Here is a 17,854-nt window from a genome sequence, read left to right as displayed (position 1 = left end):
GGTCTGGACCTGACAGGAGCGGGGCGGCAAGCTCGCTGCATGAATCTGGAGCTGAGGCACCTCAAAACGATCCGGGCCATCGCGGACGCCGGCAGCCTCACCCGGGCCGCCACCGCCCTGGGGCTCGCCCAGCCCGCCCTCAGCGCCCAGCTCAAGCGCATCGAACGGGCCCTGGGCGGGATGCTGTTCGAGCGCGGCCGTGACGGCGTACGGGCCACCGCGCTCGGCGACCTCATCCTGGACCGGGCCCGTGTCGTGCTGCCCGCCGTCAGCGAACTCCAGGAGGAGGCCGTGCGGTTCGCCCGAGAGGGCGCGCTCGGCCACCGCCTCGGCGGCACTCACGGGCCGCTCCTCGGCGGTCTCGTCGACCGGCTCGCCCGCTCCGGCCCCGGCGCCCCGGTCACCACCTACACCTCCTGGTCGGAACGCGAGATCGCGGGCGGGGTCGTGGCCGGCCGACTGGACTTCGCCCTGGTCGGGGTGTGCGGCGACAGCAGCCCGCCCGAGGCGGGGCGGCTCGCCTGGACCGAGGTCGCCCGCGACCCGGTCTACGTGATGCTCGCCGAAGGCCATCCGCTCGCCTCCCGGTCCGAGATCGCCCTCGCCGAACTCTCCGGCGAGGCGTGGACCGACGTCCCCGGCGACGGCTGTTTCGGCGACTGTTTCGCCGCCGCCTGCGTCCGGGCCGGCTTCCTGCCCGGCTGCGTGTACGAGACGGACACCACCTCCTGCGTCCATCTGGTGCAGGTGGGCCGGGCCGTCGGTCTGTGCCGGGCCACCTTCCCCGCCACCCCCGGCCTGGTCACCCGCCCGCTCGCGGGCACCCCGCTGATCTGGCGCCATCTGCTCGGCTGGCATCCGGAGGGCCGCGCCGCGAGCCGTGCCCCCGACGCCCTCGCGCACGCCCGGACGGCCCACGCCGAGGCCCTGGCCCGCAGCGCCGCCCGTACCCCCGCCACGTCGGCGGCCATTCCGGCGGCTACTCCGGCGGCCGCTTCGAACGCCGCTTCGGCCGCCCTCGCTCCCGGGCTCCGGCCGGTCCGGCCGCCCGCCGGGTCATAACGCGAAGGCAGGGGCCGACTGACAACTCCCCTGGGAGCCCCGGCGTTTCTACGGTTTCGGCAGTTCCCCCACCGAAACCGAGGAGAGCACCGATGCTCCGACGATCCGCCCGGGCGGCCGGCACAGCGCTGGCCGCCGCCGGACTGGCGCTGGCCGGCGCCCAGGCCGTCCCCGCCGCCGCGGCCCCCGCCCCCGCGTCGGCCCGTACCGCCGCCGACACGCTCGCCGTGGACGCCGCCCAGCCCGAACTGCTGCGGGCCCTCCAGCGCGACCTGGGACTCACCCGCCCCCAGGCCGAGGAGCGTCTCACCAACGAGGCCGAGGCCGGCGCCACGGCCGCCCGCCTGCGCCAGGGGCTCGGCGGCGGGTTCGCCGGCGCCTGGGTGGACGGGCCCGAGTCCGCCACCCTCACCGTGGCCACCACCCGGGCCGCCGACCTGCCCGCGATACGGGCCACGGGCGCCCGGGCCCGCCTGGTGACCCACGGCCTGACCAGTCTGGAAAGCGCCAAGGACACCCTCGACCGGGCCGCCACCGCCGAGGCCCCGGTCCGCTACGTCGACGTCCGCGCCAACCGTCTCGTCGTCGAGGAGACCCGCCCCGGTGCCGCCGACCGGCTGGCCGCCGCCGCCGGCGTGCCGCGCTCGCTCGTCCAGGCGGTTCGCGCCACCGAGGCGCCCCGCCCGCTGTACGACATCCGCGGCGGCGACGCGTACTACATGGGCGGCGGACGCTGCTCGGTCGGCTTCCCGGTCACCCGCGGCGCCACCCAGGGCTTCGCCACCGCCGGGCACTGCGGCCGTGCCGGCACCGCGACCAGCGGCTTCAACCAAGTTGCCCAAGGCACCTTCCAGGCGTCCATCTTCCCCGGCAACGACATGGCCTGGGTCGCCGCCAACTCCAGCTGGACCGCCACCCCGTACGTCAAGAGATCCGGCGGTGCCAACGTCCAGGTCACCGGCTCCGTGCCGCAGCCCGTCGGCTCCTCGGTGTGCCGCTCCGGCTCCACCACCGGCTGGCACTGCGGCACCATCCAGCAGCACAACACCAGCGTCACCTACCAGGAGGGCACCGTCTCCGGCGTGACCCGGACGACGGTGTGCGCCGAACCGGGCGACTCCGGCGGCTCGTACCTCTCCGGCAGCCAGGCCCAGGGCGTCACCTCGGGCGGCACCGGCGACTGCTCCAGCGGCGGCACCACCTTCTTCCAGCCGCTCAACCCGATCCTCCAGGGGTACGGTCTGACCCTGAAGACCAGCGGCACCGACCCCGGCCCGGGGCCGGGCGAGCCGCAGCCGCGCGGCACCTGGAAGGCCGGCACGGTGTACGCGGCCGGTGACACGGTCACCCACGGCGGCGCCACCTACCGCTGTCTCCAGGGCCACCAGGCGCAGGCGGGCTGGGAGCCGCCGAACGTCCCCGCCATCTGGCAGCGCGTCTGACCCACCACCGGCCGGGGGGATCACCGCTCACCCCGGCCGGCGCCCGCGCCCGGTCCGCAAAAGCTGTTACAGGGTGTCCCGCCCCGCCTCCGAGAGCAGCGCCCGCGCCGCCTGCAGCAGCAGCCGCGGTCGGGTGAGGGCGCGCGGGTGCTCCATCATGTTCACCACGTTCAGATACGTCGCGCCGACCTCCGCGTCCACGATCGACGCCTCCGTGATCCGGTCGCCCGCCCACCGCAGCAGCCGGTAGCCCGGCGGGTACGGCCCCGTCACATGCGGCTGGGCCAGGTCGGCGGTGGTCGACAGCTGCCAGGCCGCGCCGACGACGGCCGACGCCCGCCGGAAGTACCCCCACGCCGGTTCCGTCGCGTCCGCGCCCGAACGCAGGTGCGCGGCAAGCGAGTTGGCCTCCAAGGCGGCGAGCGTGAGCCCTTGTCCGTACACCGGGTTCACACTGGCGAGCGCGTCCCCGACGACCACCAGACCGCCCGGGAAGCGCCCGAGCCGTCCGTAGCCGCGGCGCAGGCTCTCCGCGAAGCGGTACGTGGTCACGTCGGCCGTCATCTCGCAGACGTCGGCCACCGTGCGCAGCGGCTCCACGGCCCGGCGCATGCGCGCCCGGAACTCCTCGGGATCCGGTCCGGGCCGCAGGTCCGCGTAGCCGGCGAGGACCACCGACCAGCGTGCGCCCTCCACCGCGACCAGCCCGCCGGGCTCGAGGTGGGTCGGCTGGTAGCCGGTCGCGGGGCCGGGCCCGGAGTGGACGACGGTCAGCTCGCCCAGCTCGTCCCCGCGCCGGAACGTGCCCGTCGCGTATCCGAGGTCGACCCTCATCCGGTCGACCGGCGGCCGCTCCCAGCCCGCGCCCTCCAGCCAGCTGCCGAGCCGGCTGGACCGGCCCATGGCGTCCACGGCGAATTCCGTCTCCAGGACCTCGCCGGCGGCCGTGGCCACGCCACGGACCCGGCCGCGCTCCAGGACGAGGCCGGTGGCCTGCCCGGTGGTCAGCCGGACGTTCGGCAGCGCGGCGACCCGGCGGCGTACGGCCGATTCGAGGTACGGGCGGGTGACGCCGAGCATCCGCGTCCCCGGGACCGGGGCCTTGAGCCGCCCGTCCACGTAGTACCGGACCGCGTCCCCCTCGCCGAGCCGGGCGCCGCCCGCCACCAGTTCGGCGGTGAGCCCCGGGAACCAGCGCCCCAACTGGGCGCGTCCCATGGCCAGCAGGGCGTGCAGCTGCCGCCGCTGCGGCGCCGCCCGCCCGACCCCGTCCGCGCCGATCGTGTCGTCGGCCTCCAGGACGACGACCTCCTCGGCGACGTCGCTCAGCACCCGCGCGGCGAACAGCCCCGCGTAGCTCCCACCCATGACGACGGCACGTTTCACGCGACCCCCTGCGTCCGTTCCCGGCTGAACTTTTGCCGGGAACCTATCGCCCGGCCGCCGGGTCCGCGAACCCCGCGCGACACGCGCGGGCCGCGCGGACGGGGGGCGGGAACCGCGAGGGCCGGGCGGCCGGGCTCAGTCCTCCAGGGAGTGCTCCTCCCAGGTCTCCTCGTCGGCGTCGTACTCGGTGTGGGCGGACTCCCAGGTCGCGGAGGTCAGCTCCACGCCGGGGACGGAGCCGAGCAGGGCGATCGGGTCGATGAAGTGGGCGAGGGAACCGGACGGGTCCAGCTCGATCGCCTCGACGGACTGGGCGCGCTCCGCGTCGTCCAGGTACTCGTCGTCCCGCACCTGGTCGAGCGCGGCGGCCTTGAGGGCCCGCTCGTCGGTGATCTCGGCGACGAGTTCGATGGTGACGCGGACGTAGCGCGGCTCGGACGGTGCGGAAGAGGGGTCGTTCGTGGTCATCCGGGAAGCTTAGGCGACGTCCGGGGTGTCCGAGGCCGGGGCCTCGGCTCAGGAGGGCAGGCGCCGGGCCACCACGCCCCGGGGCGGTTCCTGATGGCCTCCGGAGGCCAGGACGCGCACCTCGTCGCGTGCGCTGATCTCGGCGCGGATGATCCCGGTCGGGTCCGTGTAGACCGGGTGGCCGCCCGGTCCGGTGGCCGTGGTCCGTTCGACGACCACGACGTCCTCGTCCCTGGTCCCGTCCTCGGTGTCCGCCCCGGCGGTGAAGACCAGCGCGTATCGGAGAGAGCTCACCCGGCTCATTCTACGCCGGGACGCGTCCCCCGTCCGGGCGTGCGCGCGGCCGGGATTCCGGCCCCGGGCCGGTCAGGACACGGCGTCGACGAGCGCCGCGAGGGCCGAGCCGAGGCCCCGCACCGCGGGCTCGGCGGCCTCGCCGGGGCCCGTCAGGTAGAGGTCGCGGCGGATCTCCACCATCAGCGCGGTGACCCGCGGATCCCGCCCGTGATGGGCCAGAGGCACGTAGGCCCCGGCGAACGGACTGTCCGTGCCCGTTGCGCCGAACCCGGCGAACGCCCGCCGAGCCGCCGCCACCAGCGCGGGCGGCGTGTGGACGGAGTCGGTGCCCAGGCAGACGGGCGGCCGCGGACCGTCGCCGTGCAGTTCGTACGGGAGCGGTGCCTTCGGGTACGAGTGGACGTCCAGGATCACCGCCCGCCCGGTCGCCGCGAGCCGCGCGTCCACGGCGCGGGTCATGGCCTCGGCGTACGGAGTGAAATAGCGCTCCACGAGGGGCGCGGGGTCGACGTCGGCGGGCCGCAGCTCGCCCCGGTGGGTGGTGCGCGTGTATACCACGCCCATTCCGGCGGCCGTCATCTCCTCACGTTCGTCCGGCAGCCGCTCCGGATCGACGACCAGCCGGGACAGCAGGTTGACGAACCGCCAGGGCGCCGTGACGGCCGACCGCGCGGCCCAGGCCGCGATCTCGTCGGTACGGGCGTCGGTGAGGTGGTCGAGTTCCCGCTCCAGCCCCGCGTCGTCCGGCAGGAGGCCCGCGCGCACCTCCGGGGGGACCACCCGGGAGGAGTGCGGCACATGGAGCAGCACCGGGGAATCGGGGTCTCCGGCGAGCAGCTGGAAGGACGGCGGCTGGGCGGGGGCCATCTCGGGGGTCATCTCGGGCGCGCTCCCTGGGCGTTGGACGGCGGGCGTGCGGACAGGCGGGTCGACGGGCTGTTCCCCGGCGGGGTCCAGTGGTCTTCTTCCCCGTGATCCGCCCGTTTCCACGGTGGGGGAGCGATGCGCGGGGCGGGCCACCCCTTCCATGCTTTGTATACAATCGGTCGTGATCGCGTCGCCCGCTGGGCGGCGCAGGCGTGGCGCGAGGGCGGGCCGGCTGTCGTTCACAGGGTCCGTACGCCTGCCCTTTCACCGATCCCCGCCCCGCTTCCCCCGGCCCCAGGCCGCCCACCCGGAAACACCTGAGCTTGAGTATCGACATCGCAGCGCCCGACAACACGACGATTCCCACTGGTCCGACCACGACCACGACCACGACCACGACCACGACCACGACCGCGGCCGTGCCGCCGGCTCCGGCTCCGGCCGTCCCCCGTCCCCGCAGGGCCGGCCGCGCCCCCGCCCGTCCCGCCCCCGCGGCGGCGTTCCACAGCGTCGGTGCCGTCACCGTCGTCCTGCTCGGCCTCGTCGCCCTTGGCGCGCTCCTCCACGAGCCCGTCCTGATCCCCCCGCTCGCCGCGAGCGCCGCCCTGGTCCACAGCGCCCCGACGCTCCCGCTCTCCCAGCCGCGCAGCGTCGTCCTCGGCCACCTGCTGGCCGCCGGAGCCGGCTACGCGGCCCTGGCGGTGGCCGGCGCCAGCGCGTGGACCGCGGCCGTCGCGGCCGGCGCGACCCTCGGGCTCACTCACCTCGCCCGTACCCCGCACGCGCCGGCCTGCGCCACCGCCGTGGTCATCGGCCTCCAGGCGCCCGCACCGGCCCGCTTCGTCCCGCTGCTCTTCGGAGCCACGGTCGTGCTCGTCCTGATGGAACTCGCCGTCTCCCGGATCCGCCGCGGCGCGCCGACGTACCCCGCCTACTGGTGGTGACCCCGGTCACCGCGCCGGCCACCCGACCGGAGGGACGGCGTCGGGCCGGTACACCCGCAGGTCGGCGACCTCGTACGACAGTTCCGTCGTGTCCGGGGACGGCGCCGGGTGATAGCGGCCCGCGCACACCGAGAGGCTGACGATCAGCGAGGCGTGCCAGCCCCGGCCGACGCCACGCCCGTCGGCGAAGATCGGGGCGTCGTCGAGCCACCACACCACGGAATGCGCGCCGAACTCGGTGCGCAGCCGGATCCGGGCGCCCGGATAGACGGAGGGGGAGTGGTGGTAGCGGTACGTCCCCCGGACCCGGTTGGACAGTTCCAGCAGGTCGGGGTTGTCGGGGTGGTACTCGAACACGTCGACCTCGTGCCCGCCGTCCCGCCAGGTCCAGATCGCCGGCCACGCCCCGGCCCGCTCGGGCAGCCGCACCCGCGCCTCCAGGACGTCGCCCGTGCGCAGCTCGAACTCCCCGGGACTGTCCTCCGTCGTCAGCAGCCCCGTGTCCCACAGCCCGTCGGGACGGCGGGTCGCGCGGAACACCCCGTCGCGGGTGTACGCGGGATCCGCGACCAGACGGTCGAGTTTGTCGTCCGCCGGATTGACGGGGCCGCCGTGGGGATACGCCCAGGTCCGGCCCGCGACCCACTGCTCTCGTGAGCCGAAGTCGGCGGTGAAGACCGGCTCGCCGGCCGGAGAGAGACTCGTCATGGATGCTCCTCGTGTCCCTCGGCGCGACGGGGCGCCCCGCCGCGCCGTCACCGTGGGCGCGGGCCGCCCGTACGTCGCTGTCGGGTTCCGCGCCGGTACCGGCCGCCGGTCACCGGCGCTCTGTCACCGGCGTTTGTGCCCACCGAATCGGGCCGGATGCGGAAGCCCGGGCTTGTGTCGAGAACTCGTCACCCAGGATTGACGCCGCCCAAACCGTTCAGGCCGTCCGAGCCGTCCACGCCGGACCGGCCGCCCGCAGCGTCCGCACTGTCCGGATCCGCCGGGGCGATCACGATCACCTCGTCCCCGACGGCCCAGCACCGCGTCTCGCCCTTCGGCGGGTTGAGCCGTACGCCGTGCCGCGGCGGCCGGTCCGCGTCGGCCGCCGCGCGGTAGCCGACGGCACAGGCGCCCTGCCGCGCCGCCGCCGCGACGACCGTGGCGAAGGACGCCTCGGCGCCGTGACGGATCAGGTCGCCCGCGGGCCACAGCCGTACGGAGGTGCCGCCCGGCGCGAACAGGTCGGCGAAGGCGGCGGCGAGCGCGGCGTTCTGCGAGATCTGCGCCATCAGCAGGCCGACGAGCCGCCCGCCGGCCACCAGGTCCGCGCCGGGGCCGGCCGGCGCGATGGCCCGGCTGCGCTCGTCGGCCAGCTCGGCGACGAGCGGGAGGACCCGGCCGGTCCGTGCCTCCCACGCGCGCAGCTGCAGCAGCGTGACGAGCGTGTGGTCGTCCGGCTGGTCCGCCCCCGGCGCCCGGTCCGGCCCGAGGACGACCACATGGTCGTACCGCTCGTCGATCCGGCCGACCGTGGCGGCCGCCAGCGGATCGCCCCGGTGGAACACCACCGGCACCGTGCCGGGATCCTCGCCGCCGTCCCCGCCGTCCCCGCCGTCCCCGCCGTCCCCGCCGTCCCCTCGGCCCTCGCCGCACGCACCGCCGTTCGTGCCGAGGCGGCCGTCCGGCGCGAACACGTCCACGGAGGATCCGGGCGCGGCACCCCGCGCGAGGAGGCCCACCACCCGGGCGCCGCGCCGGTTCCAGCCGAGCACCACCACCCGGTACGGGCGCGGGGCCCCGGCGCGCTCCCGCGTCACCATCACCGACGGGTCGGCGGCGGCCGCTGCCGTGCCGCCGACCGCCCGCGCGCCGCCGTCCTCGGCGACCACGACCAGCGCGTCACCGGGCCCGAACTCCGTGCCGGGCGCCGGATTCAGGAGCAGCCCGCCACCGGCCCGTACGATCCCCACCGCGCACGCGTCGGGGCAGCCGGCCCGGACCGCGCCGAACCGCCGTCCGGCGAGCCGGGGATCGTGGAGCGTGTGCAGCTCGGCGCCCGCGAAGTCGAGCAGGTCCTCCAGGACCAGCGACAGACCGGGCTCGCGGACGCACTGCGCCAGGAGCCGCGCCGCGATGTCGTCCGCGTCGAGGACCGTCGCGCCCTCGCCCGCGGCCAGTGCGGCGGCGTCCCGGAACCGGCCGTCGCGGACCGCGGCGACCACCCGGACCGGCTCCCCGTCGCCGGCCGCGGCGCGCAGCGCCAGCAGCGTTTTCACCACCTGCGCGTCCCCGGCGTCCGGCCACGCGCCCGCACCGCTCGCCGCGTCGTGCGCGGAAGTCCCCGTCGGCTCCGGCCGGCCGTCCGAGGGCAGGACCACCACCGCCCCGGCCGTCGCGGGCCCGATCCGCGCCAGCGCCACCGGATCGGCCGGACGCCCGCTGCGGCAGAGCAGCCGCACCCGGGCGGCGCCGCCGGTCAGGCCCGCGCGCAGCTCCGCCTCCATCTCGGCCTTGTCCCGGTCGGCCAGGACCGCGACCGCGCCCCGCCGCCGTTGCGCGTGCGCGGCCAGCACCTCCGCGACCACCGTCGGCGCCTGCTCGGACCAGCCGAGGACCACCGTGTGCCCGTCCTCCACCACCGTGGAGTGCCCGCGCTGGAGCGCGGTCAGCCGTTCGGTGAGCGCCGACGTCACGATCCCGACCAGCGTGGAGACGTACAGCAGGGCCACCAGCGCGAGCAGCAGCGACAGCGCGAACCGCAACGGCGTCCCGGCCTCGCCGCCCAGCCGCAGCGTCTGCCCGGCGGTACGCCACACCGCCGCCAGTTTGCCCCCGAAGCTCTCGGGCGCCCGGCGGTCCGTCCACACCAGGAGCGTGCTGGCCGGCGTCACGACCGCCAGACACGCCAGGGCCAGCCAGCCGACCAGCGCCGACACACCCCGGACGACGGTCCGGTCCACCCAGTACCGCAGCCGCTCCCGGCTGCCGGTCCGCCGCCGGCCCCGCGCGGTCCGGCCCGCCGGCCGTCCCCGCCCCACCCGCGCTTCCGCCACCACGGGCCGGCGTGGCCGTGGGACGGTGATCTCGCGCTCCTTACGCACGGCAGCAGGGTGACGCCCGGGCGGGCCCGATACGCGGAGGTCGGGGTGCGTTCATCCTTTCGTGCAAGGCGGAAGGAAGCGGGAGTTCGAGCCGGGTGCGGGGGCGTGCCCCGCACCCGGGACCGCGCGCCCGGCACCTCGTACCGGGCGGACCGTCAGCGGCCGGTCAGCGGACCGACTTCAGGAACGCCTGCGTCCGCTCGTGCGCCGGCGTGTCCAGCAGCCGGCCGGCCGGGCCGGACTCCACGATCCTTCCCCGGTCGAACATCAGGATCCGGTCGGAGACGTCCCGCGCGAACCCCATCTCGTGCGTCACGCACAGCAGCGTGATGTCGGTGTCCCGCGCGATGTCCCGCAGCACGTCGAGCACCTCCGCCACCAGCTCCGGGTCCAGCGCCGACGTCACCTCGTCGAGCAGCAGGATCTCCGGCCGCATGGCCAGCGCGCGGGCGATCGCCACCCGCTGCTGCTGGCCGCCGGACAGCCGGGTCGGCCGGGCGCCGGCCTTGTCGGCGAGGCCGACCATGCCGAGCAGTTCACGGGCCCGGGCGGCCGCCGCGTCCCGGCTCTCGCCGAGCACGTGCACCGGCGCCTCGACGATGTTGTCGAGGACGCTCATATGCGGGAACAGGTTGAAGTGCTGGAACACCATGCCGATCCCGCGCCGGCGTTCCGCGAGATACCGCTCGCTCGCCGGTACCAGCCCGCCGCCGTCCGCGCCGCCCGCCGGCATGTGCGAGTAGGGGCGGCCGTCCACATGGATGACGCCCTCCGTGACCCGCTCCAGCGTCATCAGGAGCCGCAGGATCGTCGTCTTGCCCGAGCCGCTCGGCCCGATCAGCGTCACCCGCTCGCCGCGCCCGACCACCAGGTCGAGACCGTCGAGGACGACCTGTTCCCCGTACCGCTTCGTCACCCGCTCGAAGCGGACCGCCTCGCCCGCCGTCCCGCCGCCCGCCGTCCCGCCGCCCGCAGTTTCGGACGTCGCGTTCTTCGCGACGCTCACCGGTCGCGGTACGGCCGCCGCCGAGGGCTTGTCGGCGGGCGGGGGCTGCTTCATGGGCGGGGCCTTCTCACTGGGCAAGGCGTGCCTCCAGTCGTCGCACGAGCACGGACGTCGGCCAGCTCGCGAGCAGGAAGACCGCGCCGGCCAGGGTGAAACTCTCCAGATAGGCGAAGTGCGTACTGCCGAACGTGTTCGCCTCGTGCACCATCTCGTGCACGGTGATCACCGAGAGCAGGGGCGTCTCCTTGAACATGGAGACGGCGTAATTGCCCAGCGGCGGCAGCACGTTGCGCACCGCCTGCGGCAGCACCACGGCCCGCCACACGCGCCGCCGCGGCAGCGACAGCGCCGTGCACGCCTCCCACTGGCCCTTCGGCACGGACTCGATGCCCGCCCGGTACACCTCCGACAGATACGCCCCGTAGTGCACACCGAGCACCACGACGCCCAGCGTCAGCGCGTCCAGGCCCGGCACGAGCACCCACGCCGCGAACAGCTGCACCAGCAGCGGCGTCGACCGCACGAACGCGGCGACCCCGTTCACCGGCAGCGCCACCCACCGCGGCGCCGAGCGCCCCACGAGCGCGAGGAGCAGTCCGAGAAGCGCCGCCACCGCGAAGCCGAGCACGGTCGCGAGGAGCGTGATGCCGAAGCCCTCCAGTACGGCCGGCAGCGCGGCCCAGGCCGCCTCCCCGTCCCACATCACGCACCACCTCCCGTCCCGAGCCGGGCCCGGGCGGCCCGCTCCAGCGCGTTCATCGCCAGGCTGATCAGCCCGGCCAGGACGCCGTACACCACCAGCAACAGCAGGTACGCGGCGGCGGTGTTACCGGTCGCCGAGCGCAACTGGTCGATCTCGAAGGTGAGATCGGGCACCGTGACCAGCGACAGCAGGGGCGTCGCCTTCAGCAGCTGCACCAGCAGGTTCTTGAACGGCGCCACCATCAGCGGGTGCGCCTGCGGCAGCACCACGCGGCGCAGCCGCAGCCACGGCCTCATGCCGAGCGCCACCGCCGCCTCCCGCTGGGCCGCGGGCACGGCGGCGACCGCGCCGCGGACCACCTCGGCCCCGTACGCCCCGTAGTTGAGGCCGAGGGCCGCCACGGCACAGGCCAGCGGTTCGAGCCGGAATCCGAGCATCGGCAGTGCGAAGAACAGCCAGAACAACTGCACGTACAACGACGTGCCCCGGAAGAACTCCACGACTACTCGGGCCCCGCCGCGCACCGGCAGCCTCCGCGAGCCGGACATCAGCCCGAGTACGTAGGAGAGCACCAGCGCGAGGGCGGCCCCGAGCACGGTGGCCTCCAGGGTGACCAGCAGCCCCTGCCCCAGCCGGGGCAGGGCCTCCTGGAGCGCCGGCAGGAAGTCGCTCAGCGCGAGGTCCGAGATCGCCAGCGACGACCCGGGCGGGTGCGAGCCGGCGAGGTCGGGCCCCGCGAGGCCGGCCATGCCGGACTCCGGCGGACCGGACCCCCTCGCCAGGAGACCCGTCACGCCGGGCCTCCTCCGGGCTTGCACAGATCGGCCGTACGCAGCGAACGGGGCGGCGCCTCCCGCTCGGTGAAGCCGTACTCGCCGACCAGCCGGACGAAGCGCGCCGGATCACCGGTGATCTTCGCCAGCTCGCCGTCGAACGCCTTCCGCAGCGCCTCCGCTCCGGGCCGGAACACCGCCCCGCCCGCGCTCCACTGCTTCGCCCCGTCGACCACCGGTACGAACGGCGTGGTGACCTCCACCGCCGCGCCCTTGTTCGTCCGGGCGAGCCAGCGCAGCGAGATCGCGGTCAGCGCGAAGGCGTCGATCCGGCCGGCCAGCAGCGCGTCGAGCCCGTCCTGCTGCTTGGCCAGTGTCTTCACATGCCCGTCACCGACCCCCGCCGCCTTCGCGTAGCCCGCCTCCACGGCGGCGGTGAGCACCCCGACCGTGGCCCCGGCCCGCGCGCAGGACGCGAAGTCGGTGAGCCGCTTGGGGTTGCCCTCGCGGACCATCAGCGCCGTCGTGGACACGAACTCGGGCTCCGAGAAGATGACCTTGCCACACCGGTCGGGGGTGATCGACATGCCCGCGCTCACCACGTCGAACCGGCCGGCCAGCAGCCCCGGGATCAGGGCGCCGAACTCGGTGAGCGTCGGCCGTAGTTCGGGTACGCCGAGCGCCTTGAAGACCTCGCGGTGCAGCGTCGGCGCCTCACCGGCGAGCTCGCCTCCGTCCTGGAAGCCGTACGGCGCCTCGCCGGCGAACCCCACCCGGACGAAGCCCTGGTCACGCAGCCTCGCGAGCAGTCCGGCGTCCTCCTTCGGGGCGCCCGAGCCGACCTCGGTGCGGCTGCACGCGGTCAGCACTCCGGCGACCCCGCAGGCGGAGGCCAGGGAGAGGAAGCCACGCCGGTCGAGACGTATGGGACGGGACATAGGGGTCCTTCCGTAAGGAGGGGACGAGAAACCGGGGGTGCGGGAAGACCGCGGGCCGGGACCGGGGCCGCAGCCCGCGGCCCCGGTCCCGGCCCGCGGGTCACCCGACGGGAGTGAACTCGCGCGAGGCGATGAAGGACGGGCGCCGCACGGGTGCGGCGAACGGCGCCTCCGGCCGGTTCTCGACACTGTTGAAGACGAAGAACACATTGCTGCGCGGGTACGGGGTGATGTTGTCGCCCGAGCCGTGCATGGCGTTGCAGTCGAACCAGGTCGCGGAGCCCGCGGGCCCGGTGAACTGGCGGATCCCGCAGGCGTCGGCGAACGTGCCCAGGGCCTCGTGCGACGGCGTCCCGGCGTCCTGCATCTGCAAGGACTGCTTGTAGTTGTCCTTCGGGGTGGCGCCGGCGCAGCCGAGGAACGTCCGGTGCGAGCCCGGCATGATCATCAGGCTGCCGTTGGTGGCGTAGTTCGCGGTCAGCGCGATCGACACCGACACGGTCCGCATCTGCGGCAGTCCGTCCTCGGCGTGCCAGGTCTCGAAGTCGGAGTGCCAGTAGAAGCCGCTGGCGCCGAAGCCGGGCTTGACGTTGACGCGCGACTGGTGGACGTACACGTCCGAACCGAGGATCTGCCGGGCCCGCCCGGCGACCCGCGGATCGGCGGCGAGCGCGGCGAAGACCTCGCTGATCCGGTGCACCTCGAAGACGGAGCGGATCTCCCGCGAGTGCGGCTCCACGATCGCCCGCTCGTCCTGCCGTACGGCCGGATCCGTGACCAGCCGGTCCAGTTCGGTCCGCAGGGTGACGACCTCGTCGGCGGTCACGAGCTCGTCGACGGTGACGAAGCCGTCGCGCTCGTACTCCTCCAGCTCCCGGGCCCAGAACGGGCCGGGGGTGCCGGGGGCGGACCAGACGACGGGGTCCTTGCGGCCGACGAGCGCCTCCTCGGAGCCGCGGGTCGGGTAGAGGTCGATGGGACGGGTCGGGGCGGAGGCCATGGGTGGGACTGCCTTCCTTTCACGGATGCCGGGACGGGGGAGGGAAGGGGGGGAAGAGGGGGAAGAGGGGGACGTCAGCTCTGGGCGGCGGCGTCCGCCTCGGGCTCGGGGTCCGGCTCGGTGAGGAGCGGGTACACGCCGTTCTCGTCGTGGTCCTCGCGGCCCGTGACGGGCGGGTTGAAGACGCACAGACAGCGGAAGTCCCGCAGAACCTTGAGGGTGTGCCGCTCGTGCCCGTCGAGCAGGTACATCGTGCCGGGCACGATCGTGTGGGTGCGGCCCGTCTCGTGGTCGGTGAGCTCGGCCTCGCCCTCGGTGCAGACGACGGCCTCGACGTGGTTCGCGTACCACATGGACGTCTCGGTCCCGGCGTACAGCACGGTCTCGTGCAGGGAGAAGCCGACGCGCTCGCGGGCGAGCACGATGCGCTTGCTCTCCCAGGTGCCGGAGGCGGCGCGGACGTGCCGGTCGGTGCCCTCGATGTCGGCGAAGCTACGGACGATCATGATGGGTCCTCTCCTACGAAGGGGGTGCGGGGGTGGGGGATACGGGGTGCGGGTCAGCTCGCGGCCCGGCCGGCGGTGTGCCGCACCGCGCGGGTCAGGACGCCGAGTCCCTCGTCGAGCTCGTCGTCGGTCGCGGTGAGCGGCGGCAGCAGCTTGACCACCTCGTCGTACGGGCCGGAGGTCTCCAGGAGCAGCCCGAGTTCGAAGGCCCGCCGGCACACGGCCGCGGCCCGCTCGCCGTCGGCGAACTCCAGGCCCCAGACGAGGCCGCGGCCCCGGTACCCGAGCGCGGTCCGTCCGTCGTCGCCGCACAGCTCGCTCAGCGCCTGCTCGACGCGCGCGGCCCGGCCGAGGGTGCGGTCGCGCAGCGTGCTGTCGCGCCAGTACGCGTCGAGGGCGGCGGTGGCGGTGACGAAGGCCGGGTTGTTGCCGCGGAAGGTGCCGTTGTGCTCGCCCGGCTGCCACACGTCCAGCTCCGGGCGGAACAGGCAGAGCGCCATCGGCAGGCCGTAGCCGCTGATGGACTTCGACAGGGTGACGATGTCGGGCGTGATCCCGGCCTCCTCGAAGGAGAAGAAGTCGCCGGTGCGGCCGCAGCCCATCTGGATGTCGTCGACGACGAGCAGCATGTCGTGGCGCCGGCACAGGTCGGCGAGCCCGCGCAGCCACTCGGCGCGCGCCACGTTGATGCCGCCCTCGCCCTGCACCGTCTCGACGATCACGGCCGCCGGGTGGTCCAGGCCGGAGCCGGGGTCGGCCAGCATCCGCTCGAACCACAGGAAGTCCGGCATCGCCCCGTCGAGGTACCGGTCGTACGGCATCCGGGTGGCGTGCGGCAGCGGCACCCCGGCGCCGGCGCGCTTGGCGGAGTTGCCGGTGACGGCGAGCGAGCCGAGCGACATGCCGTGGAAGGCGTTGGTGAAGGAGACGACGGTCTCCCGTCCGGTCACCTTGCGGGCCAGCTTGAGCGCGGCCTCGACGGCGTTGGTGCCGGTCGGCCCGGGGAACATCACCTTGTAGGGCAGGGCGCGGGGTTCGAGGACGGTCGCGCGGAAGGCCTCCAGGAAGTCGCGTTTGGCGGTGGTCGACATGTCGAGGCCGTGCGTGATGCCGTCGGAGGCGAGATAGTCGAGCAACGCCCGCTTGAGGACGGGGTTGTTGTGGCCGTAGTTGAGCGAGCCGGCGCCGGCGAAGAAGTCGAGGAAGGGCCGCCCGTGCTCGTCGTGCAGCCGGCTGCCGCTGGCCCGTTCGAAGACGACGGGCCAGGCGCGGCAGTAGCTGCGCACCTCCGACTCGACGGTCTCGAAGACGGAGGGGACGAGGGGGCTGAGGGTGGTCACGCGTACTCCCGCAATCGGTTCGGTGGCGGTGGGGGGTGGATGAGGGGCGTGGCGGTGCGACGCCCTGGAAGCCTGATGTGTCGTCAAATCTGCTCGGGTGCAGGCCGGATGGGGGTGCAGGTCCATGGTCAGAACGACAAGGGGCCGATGGAATACAGCAGTTCGGGCTCGTGGGTGTCGTCGGCGTCGGCCGTCCCGGGGAACGCGGCGGACGGAAACAGGACCTCCCGGATCACACCGGCGCCGTGCCGGCGGGCGAACGAGCGGAACATCCGGTCGGAGGCCACGTTTCCCGGGGTGACCGTCGCCTCGATCCGGACGAGCCCGGGTCCGGCCGCCACACGGGCGGCCAGAGCGTCGAGCAGTGCTCCGGCTACCCCGGTTCCGCGGTACGAATCCTCGACGGCGACCTGCCACACGAACAGTGCCCCCGGAGCCTCCGGCCGCAGATAGCCGGTGATGAACCCGACCGCCCGCCCCGCGTCGTCGCGTGCGACGGCCGTCGTCCCGGCGAAGTCCCGGCACCACAACAGGTAGCTGTAGGGCGAGTTGACGTCGAGTCCGCCCGCGTCACGGGCGAGCCGCCAGAGGTCGGCACCGTCCCTGAGCTGGGCCGGACCGATGTCGAGGCCGGTGAGCGCGGAGATCGGGTGTGCTGTGGTCATGGGGGCCGAAGCTACCGAGCGGGTCGGCGAACTTCCTGGCGAGGCGGGGTTGTGGGCGTCCGAGGGGAGTGATAGTCGCGCGAGCCGTCGCCGCGCGGAATTCCCGCCGAGGCGGCGTGGGAAACAGGGAGGAATGCGAATGAAATGCCCGTTTATAACGGCTGGGTAACGGCTCCTGATGAAGGTGGTGACTCGTGCGTGCGGCGTGAGACGTGCGTGTCATTCGGGTTTGGGGGCGGCCGGAGGGGTGAGGCGTAGGGGTTGGGAACCGGCGCGCGGCGGTCGTGCGCACCCGAGTCGGCCGTCTCACGGACCTCCTCGCCCGAACCACGCTTCGCCGCGGCGCACACAGTGCGCCGTCGAGCGCCCATGAGGGCGCGGGCCGCTCCAGGTGTTCACGGATGTGGCGCCGCGAAGACGTTCCGCTGGTATCCCGGGTGGAACTGGACGAGGACGACGAGGTCGAGTCCGAGCCCCTGGGGCACTACGCACGGCGGTCGGTGTCGGTGACCTTCGGTCACGGCTGATGGACGTTTCCGCGTGTGCTCCGTATGGGGTCCGTTGTGCTCTGGTGGCCCAGCGGGCGGGAGTGTAGCCACGCCCGGCGGCGTGCGGCGGGCGATGATCGGGGAGCCGGCATCGGACTTGGCTGGGACGTCCCGTTGGAGCTGCCGGCCTGGGATGGGGAGTGCGGGTTCCTTCTCCTGTCCACCGCCTTGCCTCACCGCAGGTGGCCGCTGGAGGCGCCGACGGCGGACGGGTGTGTGCGGGGTCGGTTCTCGGTTCGATGGAGACTTCCAGCAGAGGAGGACGGAATGGCGGCGATGTGGGCGTCCGTGTCGAAGATCTCGGTGGTGCTTGACACGGGTGGGCGGCAAGGAGAGGCGTCCCCGATCATCGGAGTCGTCGTCAGCGTCCAGCCGGTCGATGGAAGCGGCGAGCCCGTTGATGTGACGGAAAGTGGGCTGGTGGAGAGTGTGTCGCTCATCGATTACGTGGACGAGTCACCCATCCCCGTGAAAGAGGACAAGCCGGACTGGTACTGCGGGAAAGGCGAGGCGACAGTGAGGCCAGGCCGGACTCCGCAGGTGAGATACGAGGTGGGTTGGGGAGGGTGGCGAACCCGAAATCCACGATCAAGGCAGTCGGGGTTCGGGTCGAACCTGATCCGACCAATCCCGCCCCACTCAAGGACGCCATCTACTGCTCGCTGAACGGCACCTACAACAGCATGGTCCAGAGACAGGCTGGAGAGGAGTCAAGACTGGGGCAACTAGTAGGGCTTGGTCAGGTTCGTGTTGGTGTTGCGTGTCCTGCGGGTTTGGTGTGTCGTTGGGGACGTGTGACGCCGGAGGAAATGTCAGCTGT

19 protein-coding genes are annotated in these 17,854 nt (G+C 74.0%); 5 read left to right on the top strand and 14 right to left on the bottom strand.

All coding sequences use genetic code 11. The features are described from left to right. Nucleotides 1-39 precede the first annotated feature (39 nt). Nucleotides 40-1,062 carry a LysR family transcriptional regulator gene (locus ABZ693_RS04645; protein ID WP_359873324.1) on the top strand — a complete coding sequence of 341 codons (1,023 nt, stop codon included), beginning with the start codon at nucleotides 40-42 and terminating at the stop codon, nucleotides 1,060-1,062. A 92-nt stretch (nucleotides 1,063-1,154) separates the two neighbouring features. Next, a complete protein-coding gene (locus ABZ693_RS04640) occupies nucleotides 1,155-2,504 on the top strand; it encodes a carbohydrate-binding protein (protein WP_359873322.1) in 1,350 nt (449 codons plus the stop codon). Nucleotides 2,505-2,570: 66 nt separating this feature from the next. Here ABZ693_RS04640 and ABZ693_RS04635 read toward each other — a convergent pair whose 3' ends face one another. From ABZ693_RS04635 to ABZ693_RS04620, 4 genes are all read right to left on the bottom strand, one after another. Beyond that, entirely contained in the window at nucleotides 2,571-3,890 is a 1,320-nt protein-coding gene (locus tag ABZ693_RS04635; RefSeq protein ID WP_359873320.1) for an FAD-dependent oxidoreductase, read from the bottom strand. Nucleotides 3,891-4,025: 135 nt separating this feature from the next. Continuing rightward, a complete protein-coding gene (locus ABZ693_RS04630; RefSeq protein ID WP_359873318.1) occupies nucleotides 4,026-4,358 on the bottom strand; it encodes a hypothetical protein in 333 nt (110 codons plus the stop codon). Between the two features lie 48 nt (nucleotides 4,359-4,406). After that, on the bottom strand, nucleotides 4,407-4,661 hold the full coding sequence (locus ABZ693_RS04625; protein WP_359873316.1) for a DUF6296 family protein: 255 nt from the start codon (nucleotides 4,659-4,661) through the stop codon (nucleotides 4,407-4,409). A 63-nt stretch (nucleotides 4,662-4,724) separates the two neighbouring features. Further along, nucleotides 4,725-5,534: an N-formylglutamate amidohydrolase gene (locus tag ABZ693_RS04620; RefSeq protein WP_359873314.1), complete on the bottom strand. Its 810-nt coding sequence runs from the start codon at nucleotides 5,532-5,534 to the stop codon at nucleotides 4,725-4,727. A 311-nt stretch (nucleotides 5,535-5,845) separates the two neighbouring features. On the opposite strand from ABZ693_RS04620, the gene ABZ693_RS04615 reads away from it, so the two are divergent. After that, nucleotides 5,846-6,466, top strand: coding sequence for an HPP family protein (locus ABZ693_RS04615; protein ID WP_359873309.1), 621 nt, complete (start codon nucleotides 5,846-5,848; stop codon nucleotides 6,464-6,466). Nucleotides 6,467-6,472: 6 nt separating this feature from the next. On the opposite strand, the gene ABZ693_RS04610 is transcribed toward ABZ693_RS04615, so the two are convergent. From ABZ693_RS04610 to ectA, 10 genes are all read right to left on the bottom strand, one after another. Beyond that, on the bottom strand, nucleotides 6,473-7,174 hold the full coding sequence (locus ABZ693_RS04610; RefSeq protein WP_359873307.1) for a LamG domain-containing protein: 702 nt from the start codon (nucleotides 7,172-7,174) through the stop codon (nucleotides 6,473-6,475). A 188-nt stretch (nucleotides 7,175-7,362) separates the two neighbouring features. Next, nucleotides 7,363-9,555, bottom strand: a complete 2,193-nt coding sequence (locus ABZ693_RS04605; protein ID WP_359873305.1) for a CASTOR/POLLUX-related putative ion channel — start codon at nucleotides 9,553-9,555, stop codon at nucleotides 7,363-7,365. A gap of 166 nt (nucleotides 9,556-9,721) precedes the next feature. After that, the gene (gene ehuA, locus ABZ693_RS04600; protein ID WP_359873303.1) at nucleotides 9,722-10,615 is read right to left on the bottom strand and encodes an ectoine/hydroxyectoine ABC transporter ATP-binding protein EhuA; all 894 of its coding nucleotides are present in this window, start codon (nucleotides 10,613-10,615) and stop codon (nucleotides 9,722-9,724) included. Nucleotides 10,616-10,628: 13 nt separating this feature from the next. Further along, nucleotides 10,629-11,264, bottom strand: coding sequence for an ectoine/hydroxyectoine ABC transporter permease subunit EhuD (gene ehuD, locus ABZ693_RS04595; RefSeq protein WP_359873301.1), 636 nt, complete (start codon nucleotides 11,262-11,264; stop codon nucleotides 10,629-10,631). Further along, nucleotides 11,264-11,938, bottom strand: coding sequence for an ectoine/hydroxyectoine ABC transporter permease subunit EhuC (ehuC, locus tag ABZ693_RS04590; protein WP_359873589.1), 675 nt, complete (start codon nucleotides 11,936-11,938; stop codon nucleotides 11,264-11,266). The genes ehuD and ehuC overlap by 1 nt, the downstream gene beginning before the upstream one ends. Nucleotides 11,939-12,054: 116 nt before the next feature. Continuing rightward, nucleotides 12,055-12,975, bottom strand: a complete 921-nt coding sequence (ehuB, locus tag ABZ693_RS04585) for an ectoine/hydroxyectoine ABC transporter substrate-binding protein EhuB (protein ID WP_359873299.1) — start codon at nucleotides 12,973-12,975, stop codon at nucleotides 12,055-12,057. 100 nt (nucleotides 12,976-13,075) lie between these two features. Next, nucleotides 13,076-13,975, bottom strand: coding sequence for an ectoine hydroxylase (thpD, locus tag ABZ693_RS04580; protein WP_359873297.1), 900 nt, complete (start codon nucleotides 13,973-13,975; stop codon nucleotides 13,076-13,078). A 74-nt stretch (nucleotides 13,976-14,049) separates the two neighbouring features. After that, nucleotides 14,050-14,481: an ectoine synthase gene (locus tag ABZ693_RS04575; RefSeq protein WP_359873296.1), complete on the bottom strand. Its 432-nt coding sequence runs from the start codon at nucleotides 14,479-14,481 to the stop codon at nucleotides 14,050-14,052. Nucleotides 14,482-14,534: 53 nt separating this feature from the next. Next, on the bottom strand, nucleotides 14,535-15,821 hold the full coding sequence (ectB, locus tag ABZ693_RS04570) for a diaminobutyrate--2-oxoglutarate transaminase (RefSeq protein WP_359873294.1): 1,287 nt from the start codon (nucleotides 15,819-15,821) through the stop codon (nucleotides 14,535-14,537). A gap of 128 nt (nucleotides 15,822-15,949) precedes the next feature. Further along, nucleotides 15,950-16,486, bottom strand: coding sequence for a diaminobutyrate acetyltransferase (gene ectA / locus ABZ693_RS04565; protein WP_359873292.1), 537 nt, complete (start codon nucleotides 16,484-16,486; stop codon nucleotides 15,950-15,952). A 401-nt stretch (nucleotides 16,487-16,887) separates the two neighbouring features. Here ectA and ABZ693_RS04560 point away from each other — a divergent pair, with 401 nt between their 5' ends. Continuing rightward, nucleotides 16,888-17,013 carry a hypothetical protein gene (locus ABZ693_RS04560; RefSeq protein WP_359873290.1) on the top strand — a complete coding sequence of 42 codons (126 nt, stop codon included), beginning with the start codon at nucleotides 16,888-16,890 and terminating at the stop codon, nucleotides 17,011-17,013. Nucleotides 17,014-17,600: 587 nt separating this feature from the next. Continuing rightward, nucleotides 17,601-17,854 (top strand): hypothetical protein (locus tag ABZ693_RS04555; RefSeq protein ID WP_359873288.1); only part of this gene is annotated, 254 nt, incomplete at its 3' end.

The organism is Streptomyces laurentii, from assembly GCF_040635425.1.
GTDB classification, from domain to species: Bacteria; Actinomycetota; Actinomycetes; order Streptomycetales; family Streptomycetaceae; genus Streptomyces; species Streptomyces laurentii.
The sequence above is the reverse complement of the archived record's forward strand: the minus strand, read 5'-3'. Positions and strand labels throughout refer to the sequence as shown.